This is a genomic window from Phytoactinopolyspora halophila (genome assembly GCF_003287285.1).
GTDB classification, from domain to species: domain Bacteria; phylum Actinomycetota; class Actinomycetes; order Jiangellales; family Jiangellaceae; genus Phytoactinopolyspora_A; species Phytoactinopolyspora_A halophila.
Map to the genome: position 1 here is coordinate 1 of NZ_QMIG01000031.1, position 17,440 is coordinate 17,440.

Annotated in this window: 13 protein-coding genes and 1 CRISPR repeat array (1 of these 14 cut by a window edge); of the genes, 4 read left to right on the forward strand and 9 right to left on the reverse strand. The window is 67.1% G+C overall.

Annotated features, from left to right (window positions below; all coding sequences use genetic code 11):
• On the forward strand, positions 1 to 679 hold a 679-nt coding region (locus DPM12_RS19685; RefSeq protein WP_112260067.1), incomplete at its 5' end, for an endonuclease/exonuclease/phosphatase family protein.
• A 12-nt stretch (positions 680 to 691) separates the two neighbouring features.
• Here the strand turns inward: DPM12_RS19685 and DPM12_RS19690 are convergent.
• Positions 692 to 1,024 (reverse strand): hypothetical protein, encoded by a 333-nt coding sequence (locus DPM12_RS19690; protein ID WP_112260068.1) that lies wholly within the window; start codon positions 1,022 to 1,024, stop codon positions 692 to 694.
• Between the two features lie 182 nt (positions 1,025 to 1,206).
• The gene (locus DPM12_RS19695) at positions 1,207 to 1,674 is read right to left on the reverse strand and encodes a DUF2975 domain-containing protein (RefSeq protein WP_158542965.1); all 468 of its coding nucleotides are present in this window, start codon (positions 1,672 to 1,674) and stop codon (positions 1,207 to 1,209) included.
• 399 nt (positions 1,675 to 2,073) lie between these two features.
• Between DPM12_RS19695 and DPM12_RS19700 the strand changes: the two genes are divergently transcribed.
• Positions 2,074 to 2,925: a formate/nitrite transporter family protein gene (locus DPM12_RS19700; RefSeq protein WP_112260070.1), complete on the forward strand. Its 852-nt coding sequence runs from the start codon at positions 2,074 to 2,076 to the stop codon at positions 2,923 to 2,925.
• Here the strand turns inward: DPM12_RS19700 and DPM12_RS19705 are convergent.
• The gene (locus DPM12_RS19705; protein WP_158542966.1) at positions 2,910 to 3,767 is read right to left on the reverse strand and encodes a Gfo/Idh/MocA family protein; all 858 of its coding nucleotides are present in this window, start codon (positions 3,765 to 3,767) and stop codon (positions 2,910 to 2,912) included. The genes DPM12_RS19700 and DPM12_RS19705 overlap by 16 nt on opposite strands.
• Before the next feature lie 154 nt (positions 3,768 to 3,921).
• Between DPM12_RS19705 and DPM12_RS19710 the strand changes: the two genes are divergently transcribed.
• Together DPM12_RS19710 and DPM12_RS19715 are read left to right on the forward strand one after the other, a co-directional pair.
• A complete protein-coding gene (locus DPM12_RS19710) occupies positions 3,922 to 4,953 on the forward strand; it encodes a Gfo/Idh/MocA family protein (protein WP_211659169.1) in 1,032 nt (343 codons plus the stop codon).
• A 21-nt stretch (positions 4,954 to 4,974) separates the two neighbouring features.
• Complete coding sequence (locus DPM12_RS19715) at positions 4,975 to 5,973, forward strand: Gfo/Idh/MocA family protein (protein WP_112260073.1); 999 nt, start codon at positions 4,975 to 4,977, stop codon at positions 5,971 to 5,973.
• On the opposite strand, the gene DPM12_RS19720 is transcribed toward DPM12_RS19715, so the two are convergent.
• From DPM12_RS19720 to DPM12_RS19745, 6 genes are all read right to left on the reverse strand, one after another.
• Positions 5,963 to 6,952, reverse strand: a complete 990-nt coding sequence (locus tag DPM12_RS19720; RefSeq protein WP_123788535.1) for a LacI family DNA-binding transcriptional regulator — start codon at positions 6,950 to 6,952, stop codon at positions 5,963 to 5,965. The two genes, DPM12_RS19715 and DPM12_RS19720, sit on opposite strands and share 11 nt — an antisense overlap.
• 99 nt (positions 6,953 to 7,051) lie before the next feature.
• Positions 7,052 to 8,092 carry a Gfo/Idh/MocA family protein gene (locus DPM12_RS19725; protein WP_112260075.1) on the reverse strand — a complete coding sequence of 347 codons (1,041 nt, stop codon included), beginning with the start codon at positions 8,090 to 8,092 and terminating at the stop codon, positions 7,052 to 7,054.
• A complete protein-coding gene (locus tag DPM12_RS19730; RefSeq protein ID WP_112260076.1) occupies positions 8,089 to 9,333 on the reverse strand; it encodes an N-acetylglucosamine-6-phosphate deacetylase in 1,245 nt (414 codons plus the stop codon). The genes DPM12_RS19725 and DPM12_RS19730 overlap by 4 nt, the downstream gene beginning before the upstream one ends.
• Before the next feature lie 136 nt (positions 9,334 to 9,469).
• Positions 9,470 to 10,237, reverse strand: coding sequence for a 6-phosphogluconolactonase (locus tag DPM12_RS19735; protein WP_211659170.1), 768 nt, complete (start codon positions 10,235 to 10,237; stop codon positions 9,470 to 9,472).
• Between the two features lie 67 nt (positions 10,238 to 10,304).
• A complete protein-coding gene (locus DPM12_RS19740) occupies positions 10,305 to 13,502 on the reverse strand; it encodes a UvrD-helicase domain-containing protein (RefSeq protein ID WP_112260078.1) in 3,198 nt (1,065 codons plus the stop codon).
• Positions 13,499 to 16,102 carry a PD-(D/E)XK nuclease family protein gene (locus DPM12_RS19745; RefSeq protein WP_158542967.1) on the reverse strand — a complete coding sequence of 868 codons (2,604 nt, stop codon included), beginning with the start codon at positions 16,100 to 16,102 and terminating at the stop codon, positions 13,499 to 13,501. The genes DPM12_RS19740 and DPM12_RS19745 overlap by 4 nt, the downstream gene beginning before the upstream one ends.
• 690 nt (positions 16,103 to 16,792) lie before the next feature.
• A CRISPR array of direct repeats spans positions 16,793 to 17,440; the repeat unit is 36 nt; unit sequence GCCGCAATGGAGTCCGGCCGTAGAGGCCGGAAAGAG; it runs 5,142 nt beyond the window's last position.

The window sequence follows — 17,440 nt, forward strand, 5'->3', positions numbered from 1 at the left end:
CGAGGAGGCCGACGTCGTCGGCCTGCAGGAAGTGGACCGGCACTGGTCCGCGCGCAGCGACTTTGTTGACCAGGCGGCATGGCTGGCCCGCGAGCTGAACATGCACGTGGTCTACGGGGCGAACCTCGACCGTGATCCGCTGAACCCGGGGGAGCCGCGGCGGCAGTACGGGACCGCCATCCTGAGCAAGCAGCCCATTCTCGATTCGGAGAACACCTACCTGCCCCGGTACGACGGCCACGAGCAGCGAGGCTTGCTGCGTGCGCGGATCGTGGTGCGTGGCGTGCCGGTGCAGGTCTACAACACGCACCTGCAGCACAACGACGCCGCCGAGCGGCTCGATCAGGTTGAGGCGATCAAGAACCTGATCGGGACGCCGGACGAGTCAGTCGTGCTGGTGGGCGACCTCAACGCCACGCCCGGCGCGCCCGAGATCGATGCCCTGGTCGACGAGCTGGTGGACGCCTGGGAGGCTGCCGGTGTCGGGGACGGCTACACCTACCCGGTGGAGGATCCCGATCGCCGCATCGACTACGTCATGTCATCCGACGGCGTCGTCGCGCGCACGGCCGCGGTGGTGACCACCGACGCGTCGGATCACTTGCCGACCTGGGCGGATCTGTTGTTGCCCGGCTCGAAGGTGGGCGTCGAGAGGTCGACGACGGGGCGCTCCGACTGACACGGGCCGGGATCAGAACGTCAAGCTCGACTGCGAGAAGGCGATCATGAACAGCACGATGATCGCGATCGCGATGACGCCGCCGGACGCTCCCGCCAGAAGCATGCCGGAACCGAACGATTTCCATGGCGACCCTGGCCGGGCGAAAATGAGCAGGGATCCCACAAGTACGGAACCGGCCGCGACGCCGACGAACGCATAGGCGTACTCGCCTCCGTGCCAACCGATGCCCGCGAAGGACCCTGCCTGGTAGGCAAGCGCCACCGATACCAGAAGCACGAATGGTAGGGCGAAACCCGCGAACGCTACTCCCGGGCGTTTCGGGCGCTGGTCGAGTTCGTTCATGTCCCCACTTTCCCGAGCCCGTCCCAGATTGGTGCGTGAGCAAGACTACCTGGTGCTGGTAGCCGTGTTCGGGGACGCGCGTGCAAAGTCCTGCGCATCTGCCCTCGAAGTCTCAGCCCCGCATCGACGCCCACATGATCGTTGACCACCATGCACATGTCCATGGTGGTGATTGTTGATGATCAGCAAGGTCGACGGTGATCGGTATGGGCCTCTCCAGCAGCTCCGTGATGGGTGCGCAGTTCCACCGCGGCGGTGACGATCCGCTCGAACAGTGCCACCACGGTGAAGAGGAACAGTGCCGAAGTCTCAGTTACGAACCAGGCGAACAGCAGCGTGGCGTGCATCATGCCGGAAGCGGCCCAGAACCCTACGAGTCCGAGTGCGAGGTAGGCGGCGAAGGCAGCGATGAGCAGTCTGATCCTTCGCAGGATCTGAACGGTGTGGGCCGAAAACTGGTGACCACGATCGACCACGCGCAGGAAGTCGAACATGGACATGATAGCCGCGGCGACCGGGATAAGTCCGATCAGTGAAGCGACGTAGATGGGGAGCCGCAGATGTGCCAGGGTGGGCCAGTTCTGCGCTGACTCCAGGCTGAGGAAGTATAGGAATCCGCAGCCCACAATGAGTGCGAACAGCTGCGCCACCAGCAAGAAGCGGAGGAGCTTCGTCTCCCATCTCATGTTGCCACCCTAGCCAGGGTCTTATGGGAGTCGACGGTGATTCGGCACGGTGTTGAGTGGCCTGCCGAGCGGGCGGCTGGCGAGGACATGATCACGTCGCGTTCGACTGCGGAATAGCCGCGATCGGCCGTGCTCGTGCAACGCACCTGGTCACCGGCACTGGGTGTCATATTTCGCAGATGTGACAAGCGCCGCGCTCGCGACGTCTCGCCCGAGTGAGCACGATGTGATTCGATCTTCTTGACGACGTTACGGGCGCGACAAATCTGGCCTACACGCTCACCGGAGCGTCCAGGTCTCGAAAAGGTAGGGGCGGTGCCGCGGCGTCGTCTTTCATCCCCGGAGAGCGCGAGGAGCGATGTCATGTCCTATCTCAGCCCACCCGAGTTCGCCACGAAGATGATCGACGCCGGCGAGTCGAAAGTCTTCATGGCGACTCGGGACACCGTGATCCGTGCATTCATGGCCGGTGCGATCCTCGCGCTCTCGGCTGCGTTCGCGGTCACGGTCACCGTGCAGACGGGGAGCGCCCTGGCCGGTGCCCTCCTCTTCCCGGTCGGGTTCTGCATGCTGTACCTGCTCGGGTTCGACCTGCTGACCGGCGTCTTCACCTTGGTTCCGCTCGCGCTGATCGACCGGCGGCCGGGTGTCTCGCTGCGTTCGGTGCTGCGCAACTGGGGTCTGGTCTTCGTCGGCAACTTCGCGGGTGCGCTGGCCGTGGCGGTCATGATGGCGGTGATCTTCACGTACGGCTTCTCCACCGCGCCCGACGAGGTTGGCCAGGCGATCGGCACGATCGGAGAGGGGCGGACGGTCGGTTACGCCGAGTACGGGGCGGCCGGCATGCTGACGCTGTTCATCCGGGGTGTGCTGTGCAACTGGATGGTGTCCACCGGCGTCGTCGCGGCGATGATGTCGACGTCGGTCTCGGGCAAGGTGATCGCCATGTGGATGCCCATCCTGGTCTTCTTCTACATGGGATTCGAGCACTCGGTGGTGAACATGTTCCTGTTCCCTTCCGGGCTCATGCTCGGCGGCGAATTCTCGGTTTCGGATTACCTCCTCTGGAACGAGATCCCGACGGTGGTCGGAAACCTCGTCGGTGGCCTGACATTCGTGGGCCTCGCCCTGTACGCGACGCACGCGCGGACGGGCGCGACCCGCAACCAGCCAGTGCCGGCGCAGGCGGACACACCGGCTCAGCTCGACGTGTGACGCCCGAGCTGGTTGTTGACCGCGGCGAGGATGGTCACCGGGGTGACGAGCTGTTCGTGCGGGTCCGGCGCCTGCCCGGCGAGCACGGCATCGACGAACCGGTCGAGGCCGCTGCTGTGGTCCAGCATGTCGGTGGTGATCTCCGTGCCGTACAGGTCGTGCGGATCCGCGACGGTGACGTGCCACGGCATCGGACCGGTCCCGGCGACGAAGTTCAGCACCAGCTGGGTGCCACCGGCCCGGGCGATGGCGGTCACGACGTCGTGTCCCCGGTGTACGCTCACGTCGTCGCCGTTGAGGGTGGGGTTGCCCAGCGCTTCGAGCGCGAGTTCCACGATGTGCGGCCCGTAGAAGAACAGCCCGGCGTGCGGGTTCGCGGGATCGGCCGGGCCGGTCACGGTGATGACCGACGGCGTGCGATCCGCTGCCTTGGCGCGGAGCGCCTCGACACCCGGGGCGTGGCGCAGGATCGACCACGAGGCGAGGATCGCGCCGGCGGAACGCGCGGCGGCGATCATGGCCCTGACGTCGCCGGTGGTGGTGGCGGTGGGCTTGTCGACGAAGACGTGCTTGCCGGCCTCCAGGAGGGGGAGGGTGTTCGCGCGGTGCCGGCCGCCGTCCCGGTCGCAGACCACGGCGGCGTCGATCTGGTCGGCGACGTCGGAGATCGAGTCCGCGACCACCTCGATGCCGCCCTCGGTGGCGAGCGTACGGTTCTTGTCGGTCTCCCCGCCGGCGAGGGCGACGACGCGGGCGTCCGGCCGGTGGCGGTCCACGTTGAGGTGGCGGACGAAGTGGTCGGCATGCGAGTTCTCGGTGCCGACGATGCCTATCCGTAGCATGTGCCCGTCCTCTCCTCGACGGCGGTGTTGGTGCTCGGTGGATCCCGGAGGATCGTGCATGTCATGCGTGTATGCAAACGAGAGTGCAAGCGGTTGCAGTAGCTCTATGGTATCGCTAGCGTGGTGAGCTCCGGCGGCGAGGGAGGATCTCGTGGTGAACGATTCCATCGGTGTGGGCATCGTGGGCATGGGCAGTATCGGCGTGCGCCATGCCGAGGTGCTGGCCAAGCTGGACGCGCCGGTGCGGCTGGTGGCGGCCAGCGGGGGCGCGGCGGAGGTGCTATCCCGCACCGGCCACCCGGGTGCCCGGCACTGCGCGCCCGACGAGGTGATCGCCCATCCAGACGTGGAGATCGTCGTGCTGTGCACACCCAGCGGGCTGCACGGGTCGCAGGCCCTGGCCGCACTGGACGCCGGCAAGCACGTGGTGGTGGAGAAACCGCTGAGCGTCGACGTCGCCACGGCCGAGGAGGTCGTCCGGCGGGCGGAGCGGCAGGACCGGTTCGTCAGCGTGATCTCCCAGCGGCGCCTGGAGCCCGTCAGCCAGTACCTGAAGCAGCAGCTCGATGCCGGGAACCTGGGACGGCCGGTGCTGGCGGAGACGTTTTGCCACTGGTTTCGCGACGACGCCTACTACGCGCGCGCCGCCTGGCGGACCCGGCAGGACCAGGGGGGCGGCTCCCTGATGAACCAGGGCCTGCACAGCGTCGACCTGCTGGCGTGGCTGATGGGCCCGGTGATCGCGGTGACGGGGCAGTGCGGCACCCTCGGCCACGCCATGGACGCCGAGGACACCACGGTCGCCACGCTGCGCTTCGCATCGGGTGCGCTGGGCCTGGTGGCGACGTCCACCGCCACGCCACCGGGCCAGCCGGCCACGATGACCCTGATGACCAGCAAGGGGTCGGCCGAGTTCGCCGACGGCAGCCCCGTGCGGTGGGAGTTTGCCGGTATCGAGGCGCCCGTGTCGCCCGGCGCTGGTGGCGCAGGTAGCGGCGCCGCGGACCCGCTCGCCATCGGTGACGCCGGGCATCTCGCCCAGTGGCAAGATATCGTCGACGCCTACCGGTCCGGCCGCCAGCCCGCCATCGGCGCCCGCGACGGGCTCGCCACCGTCCGGCTGCTCTGCGCCATCTACGACGCCGCGGAGACGGGCCGGGAAGTCGAGCTTCCCGCCGCTCGCTGACCCGTATCGGAGGAGCGTTCCATGATCCGTCTGGCGGTGGCCGGCATGGCCCACCAGCACGTGCTGTACATCTTCGACGAGCTGGCGCACCAACCCGGCGTGGAACTGGTGGCGGTGGCCGAACCGGACCCCGCCCTGCTGGCCCGGTACGAGGACCGGTGCGGCGGCGTGCCGGCCTATGGCGATCACCGGGAGATGCTCTCCGCGCACGACCCCGACATCGTGGCCGTTGCCGGCGTCTACACGCACCGCGCCGACGTCGTGGCCGACGCGCTGCGCGCCGGAGCTCACGTGATTGCCGACAAGCCGCTGTGCACGTCGCTCGAACAGCTGGAACGGATCGAGCAGGCGGCCCGTGAGACGGGCGGCGTGGTGTCGGTGCTGTTCGAGAAGCGGGGATACCCGGTGACGCTGGCGGCACGGAGGCTGCTCGCCACGGGCACGCTCGGGGAGCTGACGCTGGTGGCGAGCACCGGCCCGCACGTGTTGCGGCATCGCGAGCGCCCGCCGTGGTTCTTCTCCGGCGCCTACGGTGGCGTCCTGGGCGACCTCGCCGTCCACGACGTCGACATGGTCCTGGCGATTACCGGAGCGCGTGACGGTTACGTGGTGGGCTCCACCGGCAACCGGGCCCACCCCCAGTACCCGGAGTTTCACGATCATGGCGCCATGCTGCTCGTGGCGGGACCGGTCACGGCCACCATCGATGCTCACTGGCTCGCTCCCGAAGCCGCGGCGGGCAGCGGCAGGTACGTGATGCGGCTGGTCGGCACCGGGGGAACCGCCGAGATGCGCTGGACCGACGGGGAGCTTGAGGTGGCCACGCACGAACGGGACACGTGGCTCGAACCCCTCCCGACGGGCGCACGCCCGGCGGAGGACGTCGTCACGGCACTGGCCGCGGGCAGGCCACCGGAGGTGGGAACGGCCGAGAGCCTGGCAGCCACCCGGCTCGCCCTGCTGGCGCAGCGCAGTGCCGACCGCGGCGGCGTGGTGGAGCCGTGGAAACTCACGGGGTAGCCGGCGGGCCGCTCGACTCGCGCAGTGCGGGCGTGCCCGGAAGCGTGCGGTTCTCCGGCCCGGCCCGCGGTTCGTCGATGGTGCGGTCGAGGAGGTCCACGGCAGCACTGCCGAGCTGATCGGTGGGTGCGGTGACGGTCGTCAGGCTGGGGGTCACCATCCGGGCCATCAGCACGTCGTCGCACCCGACGACACTGCGCTCGCCCGGCACCGTGACGCCGCGCCGGGCCAGCTCGGCGAGGACGCCGCAGGCCATCACGTCGTCGAAGGCGAACACCGCGGTGGCGTCGGTGGTGAGCAGCGCCGCTCCGGCCGCGCGTCCGCCGTCGAACGACGCCTCGAACGGGCCGAGATCGTCGAGAATGACGCCGGCGCGGCTGGCCCAGCCCCGCACGGTGGTGGCCCGCTGCGCCGCGACCCAGGAGTCCGCGGGGCCGCCGACCAGGGCCACCCGGTGATGTCCCATCTCCAGCAGATGGTCCCCGATGCTGGCCAGAGCCGCGCTGTTGTCGCAGATCACCGACGCCAACCCGGCGATCTCCCGGTTGATCAGTACGCAGGGCAGATCCCTGATCGCCTCCCGCAGCGCCACGGGATGGGCACGCGGCGAGGCAAGGATCAGCCCGTCCACCTGCCCCTGGAGCTGGGTGATGAGCTGGCTCTCAGCCGTCGGATCTCCCTCGGCGTCGACCAGCAGGACCGACCAGTCGGCGAGCCCGGCGGCACGCTGGACCGCGCGCACCAGCAGCGGCAGGAACGGGTTGGTGATGTCGGGCACCACGAGGCCGATCATCCCGGTGCGTCCGGTGGCGGTGGCCCGAGCCGACCTGTTCGGACGGTAGCCCATCTCGGCGGCCGTCGTGAGAATGCGCTGCCGGACCGACTCGTTGACCAGATCTGGCCTGCTGAAGGCGCGAGAGACGGTGGACGAGGAGACGCCGCATGCCTGCGCGACCGAGTAGATGGTGACTCGCCGCACTCGAGACCTCCCCGGACCCTGATCAACCGGCCCCTGACCGGCCAGCCTCACGTCGTATGCACCGCGCGTGCCCACCTTACGGGTCCGCAGAATCCGTGATCAGGAGAATCCGGCCCGCGCACGGGCCCGTTCCATCAGCTCGATCTGGCGGCGCACGCTGCCCGGCGTGACGAACAGCTCGGCACCGTCGCGCAACGTCGCGGCCAGCCGTTCGTAGTAGTGAAGGGTGCGCGCTTCGGTCGGGGGATCGAGGACGGTCGTCTCCTCCTGCCAGTCGATCTGCTCGCCGGTGCCGTACCGGCGGCCCGGCGCCATCCCCTCGTCCGCTTCGAGGGGCGGCAGCGTCGCCGGATCGAACCAGCGGACAGTCATCGTGTTGTCCTGGCTGAGCAGGGATCCGCTGGTACCGGCGATCAGCCAGTCGGGCTGGGTGAACGCCACGGCAGAACTGGACAGGACCTCGACGGTGGGTCCGGTGCCCGGCTTCAGCACGAGCTGCACGTGGTCCTCGGCGTCGCCGGCGGAGACGGCACGCCGCAGGTCGGCGCAGAGCTCGACGGGGCCGTCGTCGAGAAGCGTGAGGACCTGATCGAGCAGGTGTGACGCCGTGTTCGGCAACTCGCCGCCGCCCATCGAGCGCAGCGCCTGCCAGTCGGCCCGCCGGGCGAACCGGCCGAGGTTGCGGCGGATCAGGATCAGCTCCCCGAGCCGTCCCGACGCGATGACGTCGCGGATGGCCAGCAGCTCCGGATCGAACCGGCGGTTGTGAAAGCACGTGAGCACCCGCCCGGCCCTTTCGGCTGCGGCGACCATGGTGTCCACCTCGGACACCGTCTGGGCCAGCGGCTTCTCCACGACGACGTGCTTGCCGGCCTCCAGCGCCGCGACGGCCAGGGGCACGTGCGTGTGCGACGGCGTGGCGACGACCGCCAGCTCCACCCGGTCGTCGTCGATGAGCTCCTCCGGTGTGGCGTACGTGGCGCAACCGAACCGTTCCCCGGCTTCCGCCCGGCGCTCGGCAGCCGGATCGGCCGCGGCCACCACGTCGCAGCGATCCAGCTGGGCCAGACCCGCGGCGTGGATGTTCCAGCCGCTACGGCCCAGTCCGATAATGCCGACCCTGATGCGAGCCGTTGTCATGCGCGGTCCCTTCCTCGGTGCGGTCGGTATGGGGGAGGCGAGTTATCGCCGGTGCCGGCGGCCGTGTCGTCGTCGGCGTGGTCGTCGTGCACGAGTTCCCCGTTGACGACGGTGGTGCGGACGTGCCGCAGATCGGGGGAGAGCAGCGTGAGATCCGCGCGTCGGCCGGGTTCGATCGCTCCACGCTGGTCGAGCCCGAGCAGGCGGGCCGGATTGCACGAGGCCATCGACGCCGCCGTGGCGAGATCCAGGCCGGCCTCGTGTACCGCCCAGGCGAGGCAGCCCGCCTGGTCCGCGGTGGACCCGGCGAGCGAGGACGAGCCGGTGAGCGTGAGCCGCCCGTCGGTGTGCAGGGTGACGTCACCGCCCACGGGCGTGGAGTAGCGGCCCGGGGAACACCCGGCCAGCGCGACGGAGTCGCTGACCAGGACGCAGGACGCGGATCCGGTGGCGCGGGCCATGGCCAGGAAGGCGTCGACGGGCAGGTGATGGCCGTCGGCGACGAAGGTGGCGGCCAGCCTCGTGTCGGCGAGCTGCGCCCAGATGTGATTCGGATGCCGGGGCAGGACCTGGTGGGTGCCATTGCCGAGATGCGTGGACAGCCGCGCGCCTGCTGCTGCGGCGGCATGGATGTCCTCCGGGCTCGCCGCCGTATGACCGATGGCGACAGTAACGCCGACGCGGGTGGCTTCCCGGATGTAGTCGATGGCACCCGGCGTCTCGGGGGCAAGGGTCACGAGGAGCCGCGCGTCGCCGGCGGCCTCGCGCCAGCGGGCCAGCTCGCCGGGATCGGGCGGGCGGATGTGGTCGCGCTCGTGCGCCCCGCGGGGACCATCCTCGGGGGAGAGGTACGGCCCCTCGAGGTGGATCCCGGCGGCGCTGTGCCAGGTGAGGGGGTCGGCGGCGCGCGCCTCGGCGACCGCCCGGATGGCGGCGAGCATCCGGTCCGGCGGCCCGGTGACGATGGTGGGCAGCACCGTGGTCACACCCCGCCGCCACTCGGCACGCACGAGCGCGTGCACGGTGTCGGCGCAGACGTCTTCGCCGTTCATGTCGATCCCGGCGTAGCCGTTGACCTGGAGATCGACCAGGCCGGGGAGCAGCCACGGGAGGGCGTCGGCGGCTCGGGAGCCGGTGTCGTCGAGGTGGGCGTCTCCCGCGGGCTGCACCGCCGCGATGCGGTCACCGGCGAGCCGGACCCGGGCAGGCGTACCGTCGCCAAGCCGTCCCAGCAGCTGCATCGTTCCTCCCCGCCGTGGTGGTGACGCGTCCTCGACCTTCGCGCGTGCACCTCGTCGACCTTCGCGTGTAGCGCCGTCATTGCCCGCCCGAACCACCCGTCCGGATCGCACGCCCGGACCGCACGCGCTTTCCGTGTCACTGCGCCGGGATATCGCTTGCGGCCGCGACGTCGGCGTGGACGGTGGCGTGCGCGTGCATGCGGATGGCACTGGCTGGACAGGAGGGGTCGAGAGGGCCGGTCAGCGCGCTGGCGACGGCGCCGGACTTGGGTTGCCCGACCACGGTCACGACGACGCTGCGTGCGGCGAGCAGCGCCGGGACGGTGAGCGTGACCGCCGTGGCCGGAACCTCATCGATGTGGTCGAAGAGTGCCTCGTCGACCTGTTGCTGCCGCGAGGCCGGATCGAGCGTGACCACGCGTACCCGTTCCGGATCGTCGAAACGGGTGTCACCTGGCTCGTTGAAGGCGATGTGACCGTTGACCCCGATACCCATACAGGTCAGGTCGACGGGCGCGGCGCTGATCAGGGCCGCGTATCGGGCGGCCTCGCGAGCGGCATCGGTGCCCGGCCGGATCCGTTCGAGGCTGCCGAGCGCGCTCGCCGGCAGCCGGTCCTCGATCCACTGCCCGAAGCTGCGGGGGTCACTCTCGTGCAGGCCCACGTACTCGTCCATGTGGAAAGCGTCGACGCGTGACCAGTCGATGTCCGGATCGGCGACGAGCGCGGCGAGCATGCTCTCCTGTGACGGCGCGGACGCGAAGATCACGCGGGCGCGGCCGCGGGTGCCGATGGTGTCCCGTATCGCCCGGGAAGCCTCCGCCGCGGCGGCGCGGCCGACGTCGTCCGCGCCGTCTCCTACTCGAAGCGAGACGCCCTCGGCCAGCCCTGGAGGCATAGTCATGCACGGCCCTCTCTGGTGTGCAAGCGGTTGCAACCGAGTTCAACGGTATCCGGCTCCATCGGGCGGGTCAACGTGTCCCTGGCTCGTCCACGACGAAGCGAGGAGAAGGCGGCACGGAAACCACTCGCTCGACGCACATATCAGGACGGATGAACAACACGACACCATGCAGGACATGCTCGTGGGTGGCATCCGCGATCGCCCGGGCATAGATGGCGAGCTGTCTTTGATATGTCCGCAAAGTGTGGTCATCGGGCTCGGCATCGGTCTTGTAATCGGCGACCACCAGGCCGTCGGGAGTGCGGTAGAACAGGTCGACGTATCCTTCCACCGTCGTGTCGCCGAGCACGGTCCCCACATACGTTTCACGCCAGTGCGGGTACATGGCGGCGGCCCGGATGGTTGGCGATGCCAGCGCGGAACGCACGCCGGCGCAAATGTCCCCCGTCGCATCCGGGATTCTCTCGACGAAGGCCTGCATTCTTGCGAGGTCATCGATGCCCTCGCCGGTCGCGAGATCGATGACCTGCATGACGGCGTGCACGGCGCGGCCTAGGGCAGTGCCATGACGGCCCTTTTCCCAAACCGGAACGTCGAACCCGTGTTCTTCGTCGTCAAGGCCGTCGGTGATGTGCTCCGGCGGGAATGCCGAGATGTGACTGTGTGCAACGGTACTGGCGGACACGGCCTCGGCCTCAAGGGCGTGTTGCCGGGCACGGGTATCGCGTTGCTGCCACCGCGACCACGACATGGGAGGATGCACACCGATCGGCTGTACGGTTTCGAGCGGTTGGAGTCGGTCGGGCGCGCTCCAGACCTCGGCATCCGTGGCCCCGTGGGTCTCCGCGATGGTGGCAGCAGGGCACTGCCTCCCCGTGCGTCGATGGAGCGAGACAGCGAGATGGAACTGCGCGCGAGTGCACGCCACATAGAGCAGCCGGGTCGTCTCGTGCTCTTCGATCGTCCGTTCATGCTGATCTGCATCTTCATATCCGGACGTCTGTACGCCGGCGCGTATGCGGACCTCGCAGTCCTGCTCGGAAGACCACAGGATCGTCGGTCTCTGGTTTGAGCCTGGCGATCCCAGACCGGCCACGATCACGAATGGGAATTGCAGGCCCTTAGAGGCGTGAACCGTAGTGATGCGAACGGCCTGACGATCGGTTTCCGGAAGCACCGGCTCGCTGACCCGTGCGACATCTTCAGCCTGGCGTTCTGCCCATCGGAGATACTCCCGCAGGGAGCCTCGCGTCTCTTCGAACCAGGCGCGCGCCTGGTCGACGACGAATCGCAACCGGCGCCACGTTTCGCGATAGCGCGGGGAAGCCGCCGCAGTCTCCAGAATCCGACGCTTGGCGATGATCTCGTCGAGCAGCTGTGCGGGCGACAGCAGCGTCTGCCGAAACGTCCAGTCACGCAGTTGTTCCAGGCTGTCGGCGACGCGGCCGTGATGCACGGGCTCGGCCATCGGGTGCCACGATCCGCCGGCGGAACGCCACTGCCAGAGCTCGGCATCGGTACAGCCGAACATCGGGGTTCGCAACGTTGCGACGACGGCGAGCTCGTCGGTTGGATCGTCCACCGCCTTGGCGCAGGTAAGCAATTCTTTGACGGCGATCGTCGAATAGACGAACGTGGCCGCATCGGTGCGGTAAGGGATGCGGGCGTGCGCGAGTTTCTCCTCCAGGCCGTCGATCGAACTGCGGCTCGGCGCCAGGATGGTGATGTCGTCGAGGCGCAACGGGCGCCCCGCCACCATCCATCGCTCGTGCATCGCGCGTAGGACGAGGCCGGCGATGTCGTGAGCCTCTCGAGAGCGAACGACATCCGCGTTCGGTTGGTCGGCATGCGCATCCGTCCCGAGTACGATGACGGATGGCCCTGTGGCAGGTGGTGAAGCGAAATCCGGTGGTGGTTGGAGATGTTTGTATCCGGCCTGCACATGCCCAGAGTCGCGAATGAGCTGCGAGAAGACAGAGTTGATCCAGCTCAGTACCTCCGGCGTCGAGCGAAAGTTCGTTGTCAACGTGACAGATTCGCCTACGGATTCGCGTGCACGCAGATACGTTTCGATGTCGGCTCTCCTGAAGCGATAGATCGATTGTTTCGCGTCCCCGACGAGAAAGAGGGAGCCGTCCGGGATTGTCACCTCCCGCCAGTCGGTTTCGCCTGCGTCCGGGCCACCGGCGATCCGCACGGCGAGTTCGAACTGTATGGGGTCGGTATCTTGGGATTCGTCGAGCAGCAGGTGAGAGTAGCGTTGCGTCAATCGCGCTCTTGCCTCAGCGCTGGTGCGAGTCAGTCGGCGCGCCAGCACCAGAAGGTCGTGGTAGTACAGGTCGCCTCTCGATATTCGGTCGGCAGAGGAATGGAGTGTGGCGCGTGCCATCCGAGTGAGCAACCAGCGTAAGGCTGTGTCAATAGCCTGGATGCGCGCTTGCGTCCCGATCTCGCGCACGCTGTCGAAGGTAGATTTGATCTGGTCTATGGGGCATGCCCACGATGTCTTGCTTCCGGCGTTGCCACGCTTCGGTATGCCGCCGAGCAAATCAATAAGCTCGGCGGTGCCTGCGCCGACCGTCGTGCTGAGCCATCGTTCCAGCTCGCCGATGCGTGCAAGGAGCTTGTCATTGGGATTCACGCATTCCCGGCGACGTTCGAACAGATCGCGGGCCCGCGTGTTCAAGTCGGCGAGGTCGATCTCAATGTGGCTGGAGAGGAGACGTGAGGTGCCGAAGCGTTCCTCCACTAGGTCCCAGTTGTCGTGCAATCTGTGCCAGAGCACCCGTAAGTCGTCGAGCCTGACACCGCTGGCCAGTAGCACCTCGAGTGCAGATGCAGCCGACGTGTCGCAGAGCAGGTCTGCCTGGAATACATCCCAGCGGCGATCGACGTCGAGTTGCGAGCCGAGCTCGTCGAGCACGGTGAATAGTGGCGGGACGGACGCTTCGACCGGCTGCTCGCTGATCAGCCGGTGTGCGAACGAGTGGAGCGTGCCGATGGCCGCGCCGTCCAGGTCGTCGAGAGCATCGACGAGACCCGCTTCGCTCAGGCCAGCGCGCACTCGGTCGCGGAGCTCGGTGGCGGCGCGCTCGGTAAACGTGACAGCCACGATGCTGTCGATCGGCACACCGTGCCGGACGAGCGCGACGACGCGCTCCACCAGGACGTTCGTCTTCCCTGATCCGGCACCTGCCTCGACGAACAGCGTGCTGCTGAGATCACCGGTGACGCGGTCACGCACGGCCTGGTCGGACAGCGTCACGACAGCCCGCCGAAATTGAGGAGTTCCTGCAGCTCCGCCAGTTCTGGAGTGTTGGTTTTCGCCTGCCAGGCGACGGCGATCTGACGATCTTCAGGACCGTGGATCTCACACGCATTGCATTCGAACAGGACGTTGCCATCGTCGTTGGGACGCTGTGGGAAAATACCACCGGATATCCCGTTCATGATGGTACGAAGGGCCTGCGTGACCCTGCCGAGGACGGCGTCGTCGACGTCGTATCCGACCCGGGCGAATCCCGCACGACGGCTTGTGAACCAGTACTCGGAACGCACTGGGCGAGTTTCGCCGTACGCGGTGCCGACAGCGATGGCGTAGATCGGTAGCTGTAACCGCTGGCCGCGATCGCACGGATCTCCCGTCAACCGGGTGTACGACCGACCGAGCCGACCGGACTTGTAATCGGTGACCACCAGCCTTCCGTCCAGGCCGCGATCGATCCTGTCGATCTTTCCGCGCACGCGAAGGGCGCGGCCATCCGCGAGGGATATATCGACGTCCTCGAACGGCCACTCGGCGGCATATGGCGCAAGGTTTCCCAGTTCGGCGCGCCGCCGATCGTCATGGCTGACCCAGGCGTGCAGGTCGGCGCGCAGCGCCTCTCGATCGGCATCCCACAGGATCGGATATCCGGTGAGGCCTTCGGCTTTTGCAACAGCGAACTCCTCATCGGCGATCTGGTCGATCATCCGATGGGTGTAGCGGGGCCACGACTGGCCATGGCCAGGTGCCCAGCCGTCTTCCAACGCTGAGGTGACGAGCCGTTCCAAGATCTTGTGTAAGACGTTGCCGCGGTCCCGTGCGGAGATCCGGACCGCGTCCTCGGGATCCTCAATCGGAAGCACGCCCAGAATGTGTCGGACGAAGTAGCCATGTGGGCAATGGACCCAGCTCTCCAGAGCGGTTACCGAAACCGGTGCAAGGGTGGGATCGGGCAGATTCGTCATACCTGCTAGATTGCCGTCGAACGGCGTAAACTCCGAGGAAAGCCTCGCTTGGTGGACTGTCAGCGCACGCGTGACGATGCTGTCGTCGCAGCCTGGATCGGTGACTGCCGTGCGTTGCCGCCACTCCTGCGCCGTTGCCGGCTGGAGGTCACGTTCGACAGCACCGGTGTACGAGGGGATCTCGGTCAAACCCCGCGCACGTTCCCAGTGCGTGATCACGAGATCCGCTCGCCCATCGAGTGCGCGGATGGTGGGCAGCGTCCAACGTGATGGGCTCTTCGTTCCGCCTTGCCTGAGGTCCCCACGGGGAAATGTAAGAGTCCGACCACCGCGCGGTGCTGCCGCAAGCGAGGCCAATATGAAGTGATGTTGAGTACTGAGACGTTCGCGTCGCGTTCCGAGCGCACCGTTGGTGGCAACCCTTGCCCGGTCCGGTACGAGCGGATCTTCGTGAATGCGCGCTGGAATGAAGCCTTCGGCCGCACCCACCACGAACACCAGGTCCACATCTGCCCCCGGGCCGTGTGAGATCGGTCCGACATGCACCCCTCTGCCCACGGTTCCGTGTCCTCCGAGCTCGTGATCGAGTTCGATCTCCACGAGCTGTCGTAGCAAGAGCGGGTCCGGCGCTCCGGCGGTGCCGTCTAGCTCACCAACCCGGACGATGAACTCGGAGATACGTCGGTGGCCACGCACGTCCTCCTGTCTCGCGAGCGTGGCTGTGGCTGGACGCCAGTCCCGCTCGACGAGTGACCATAGCTGCTCTACACCCTCGCCGAGTTCCTGCCATGACGACGCACTCTCGATCTGCGCGTGACAGTGCTGGAGAAATGTGACGAACTCGTGGAGCTTCTCGGCATGTTCTGCGGCCTGTTGCGTGCGGCGGGCTGTGGCCTCGTCCGTGTCCGGATAGTCTGCGAGCCACCTTCTGCGGCGTCGTGCGAACTCCCGGACGCGGTTCCAATCGTCACCGCTCACGACGCCGGCCGTTCTCGAGATGCGTTCCCACGCGGTGCGTGGTGCGCGGATCCCGTCGTAACTGATGCTCGTATCTGCCAAGAGTGCCAATACGTCGTCTCGGCGGAAGCTCTGTGCGGGGAGTGCGAGCAGACGACGGAAGGCCCGGCCGGGTGTCGTTTCGGCAAGGCTGCGGGCAGTATTGCCGAAGATCTGGACTCCGGCCTGGTCGAAATGTTCGTCCAGCAGGCGTGCATAGGGGGAAGCCGTGCCGTACCAGACAGCTATTCGGTGGCCAGGATGTTCGACGAGCGCTTCCTTCACTCGACGTACGACGGCACGCACCTCGTCATCGGGATCCGACGCGTTGAGGAGTGCGTCCGCCACCGGGGGCTGCCATGTAACTTCCATGTCGGCGCCGAGATCGCGACACAGCCTGTGGGCAGCCTCGTCGGCATAAGCCTCACCGGTGAAACCGAGAATCACCCTGGTATTGGCATACATGGCTATGACCCTCAGGAGTTCGGCGTCGCATGCGCGTCTGGGTTGTGGCAGGAAGACGACGAACGACCCGGAAATCCCGTGTGTACGGATCCGATCCGTGGTCGCCTGTATGAGGTCGACTTCGTCGAACACGGCGGGAGCGAGCAGCCGATGAGCCGCATCGTAAATACGCATGACCTCGGCGACGACGGGCCCGTGGTCTGCCAATGACCTCCGAACGGACGCGGGAAGCCCTCGAAGTTCTCGATAGGCGTGCGCGAGCGCCCGAACCGTACCCAGCTGATGTGCGACCGGCCTGAAAATGCCGGGTGAGTTGTCCAGAACCGAACGCAACGTGCCGAGAACGTCAAGTCGAGTTGCGGAGCGGCGACCGGTGCTCAGCAACGCGCGACCCGCTCGGTGTTCGGCCAGTCTGGCCAGCGTCGTGACATTTAGGGCGGCGATTCCCGGTCCGGACTCATCTGAGCCTCGCGTTAGGGAGCGTCGAGCCCTAATACCGATTCTCCTATCGGGCACGATCAACGTGACAGGTGTAAGCGGATCGTCGCCTTTCGTTTCGGCGACCGCTTCATGCAGGCGCCGATATGCGTCCGCTCCGTATGCCGTTGCGCGAACATCGACCGCCATGCAGTTCCCCTCTCTGAGATCGTGTGCAATGTTCATCTCACGCAAGCACGAACGTCGGACAGAACTCGGCGGAGCGAGACTGCTGTATATCCCTCAATCCTTCCGTGTTGTTCCCCACCTTCACCTTTACGTCTCACGCGCGAAGTGTGCTGTACCTCTTGCCGCTGAGGAGCTACGCTGCCGCAACTCTGACGGCATAGATCGAAATTGTTTCAGAATTTGCGCGTATGGGTCGGTACTGCAATGGAGTCCGGCCGTAGAGGCCGGAAGAGCTTCGAGACCGGCGAGATCATGAACATCGAGGTCCGGCCGCAATGGAGTCCGGCCGTAGAGGCCGGAAAGAGAACCGCGAAGCGGTGGCAGCACGGATGGGAGCTCCAGCCGCAATGGAGTCCGGCCGTAGAGGCCGGAAAGAGCTGAGAGGGCTGTGGGACGGTGACCTCACCCAGAGGGGCCGCAATGGAGTCCGGCCGTAGAGGCCGGAAAGAGGCAGGCCGCGTCGGAGGCGATCCTCGACACGGCACGGCCGCAATGGAGTCCGGCCGTAGAGGCCGGAAAGAGTCGTCATCGTGCGTGAGCCCGTCGCAGAGGGCACGGGCCGCAATGGAGTCCGGCCGTAGAGGCCGGAAAGAGCTCGTGATGAATATGGTCGAATGCTCAAGCTCAGAGTGCCGCAATGGAGTCCGGCCGTGGAGGCCGGAAAGAGGAGGTGCGATGTGGTCGCCACTGAGGCTGATCACATGCCGCAATGGAGTCCGGCCGTAGAGGCCGGAAAGAGGACCTGCTGGTCAACGGCGGCACGCAGCCGGACGAGCCGCAATGGAGTCCGGCCGTAGAGGCCGGAAAGAGCGGAGATCGGGACGCTCACCGTCACCGACGAGGGCC

Excerpts from the sequence above, each read along its gene's own strand:
- DPM12_RS19690 (WP_112260068.1), bottom strand. The coding sequence starts at position 1,024 with ATGAACGAACTCGACCAGCGCCCGAAACGCCCGGGAGTAGCGTTCGCG.
- DPM12_RS19700 (WP_112260070.1), top strand. The coding sequence starts at position 2,074 with ATGTCCTATCTCAGCCCACCCGAGTTCGCCACGAAGATGATCGACGCC.
- DPM12_RS19705 (WP_158542966.1), bottom strand. The coding sequence starts at position 3,767 with ATGCTACGGATAGGCATCGTCGGCACCGAGAACTCGCATGCCGACCAC.
- DPM12_RS19715 (WP_112260073.1), top strand. The coding sequence starts at position 4,975 with ATGATCCGTCTGGCGGTGGCCGGCATGGCCCACCAGCACGTGCTGTAC.
- DPM12_RS19725 (WP_112260075.1), bottom strand. The coding sequence starts at position 8,092 with ATGACAACGGCTCGCATCAGGGTCGGCATTATCGGACTGGGCCGTAGC.
- DPM12_RS19730 (WP_112260076.1), bottom strand. The coding sequence starts at position 9,333 with ATGCAGCTGCTGGGACGGCTTGGCGACGGTACGCCTGCCCGGGTCCGG.
- DPM12_RS19735 (WP_211659170.1), bottom strand. The coding sequence starts at position 10,237 with ATGACTATGCCTCCAGGGCTGGCCGAGGGCGTCTCGCTTCGAGTAGGA.
- DPM12_RS19745 (WP_158542967.1), bottom strand. The coding sequence starts at position 16,102 with ATGCGTATTTACGATGCGGCTCATCGGCTGCTCGCTCCCGCCGTGTTC.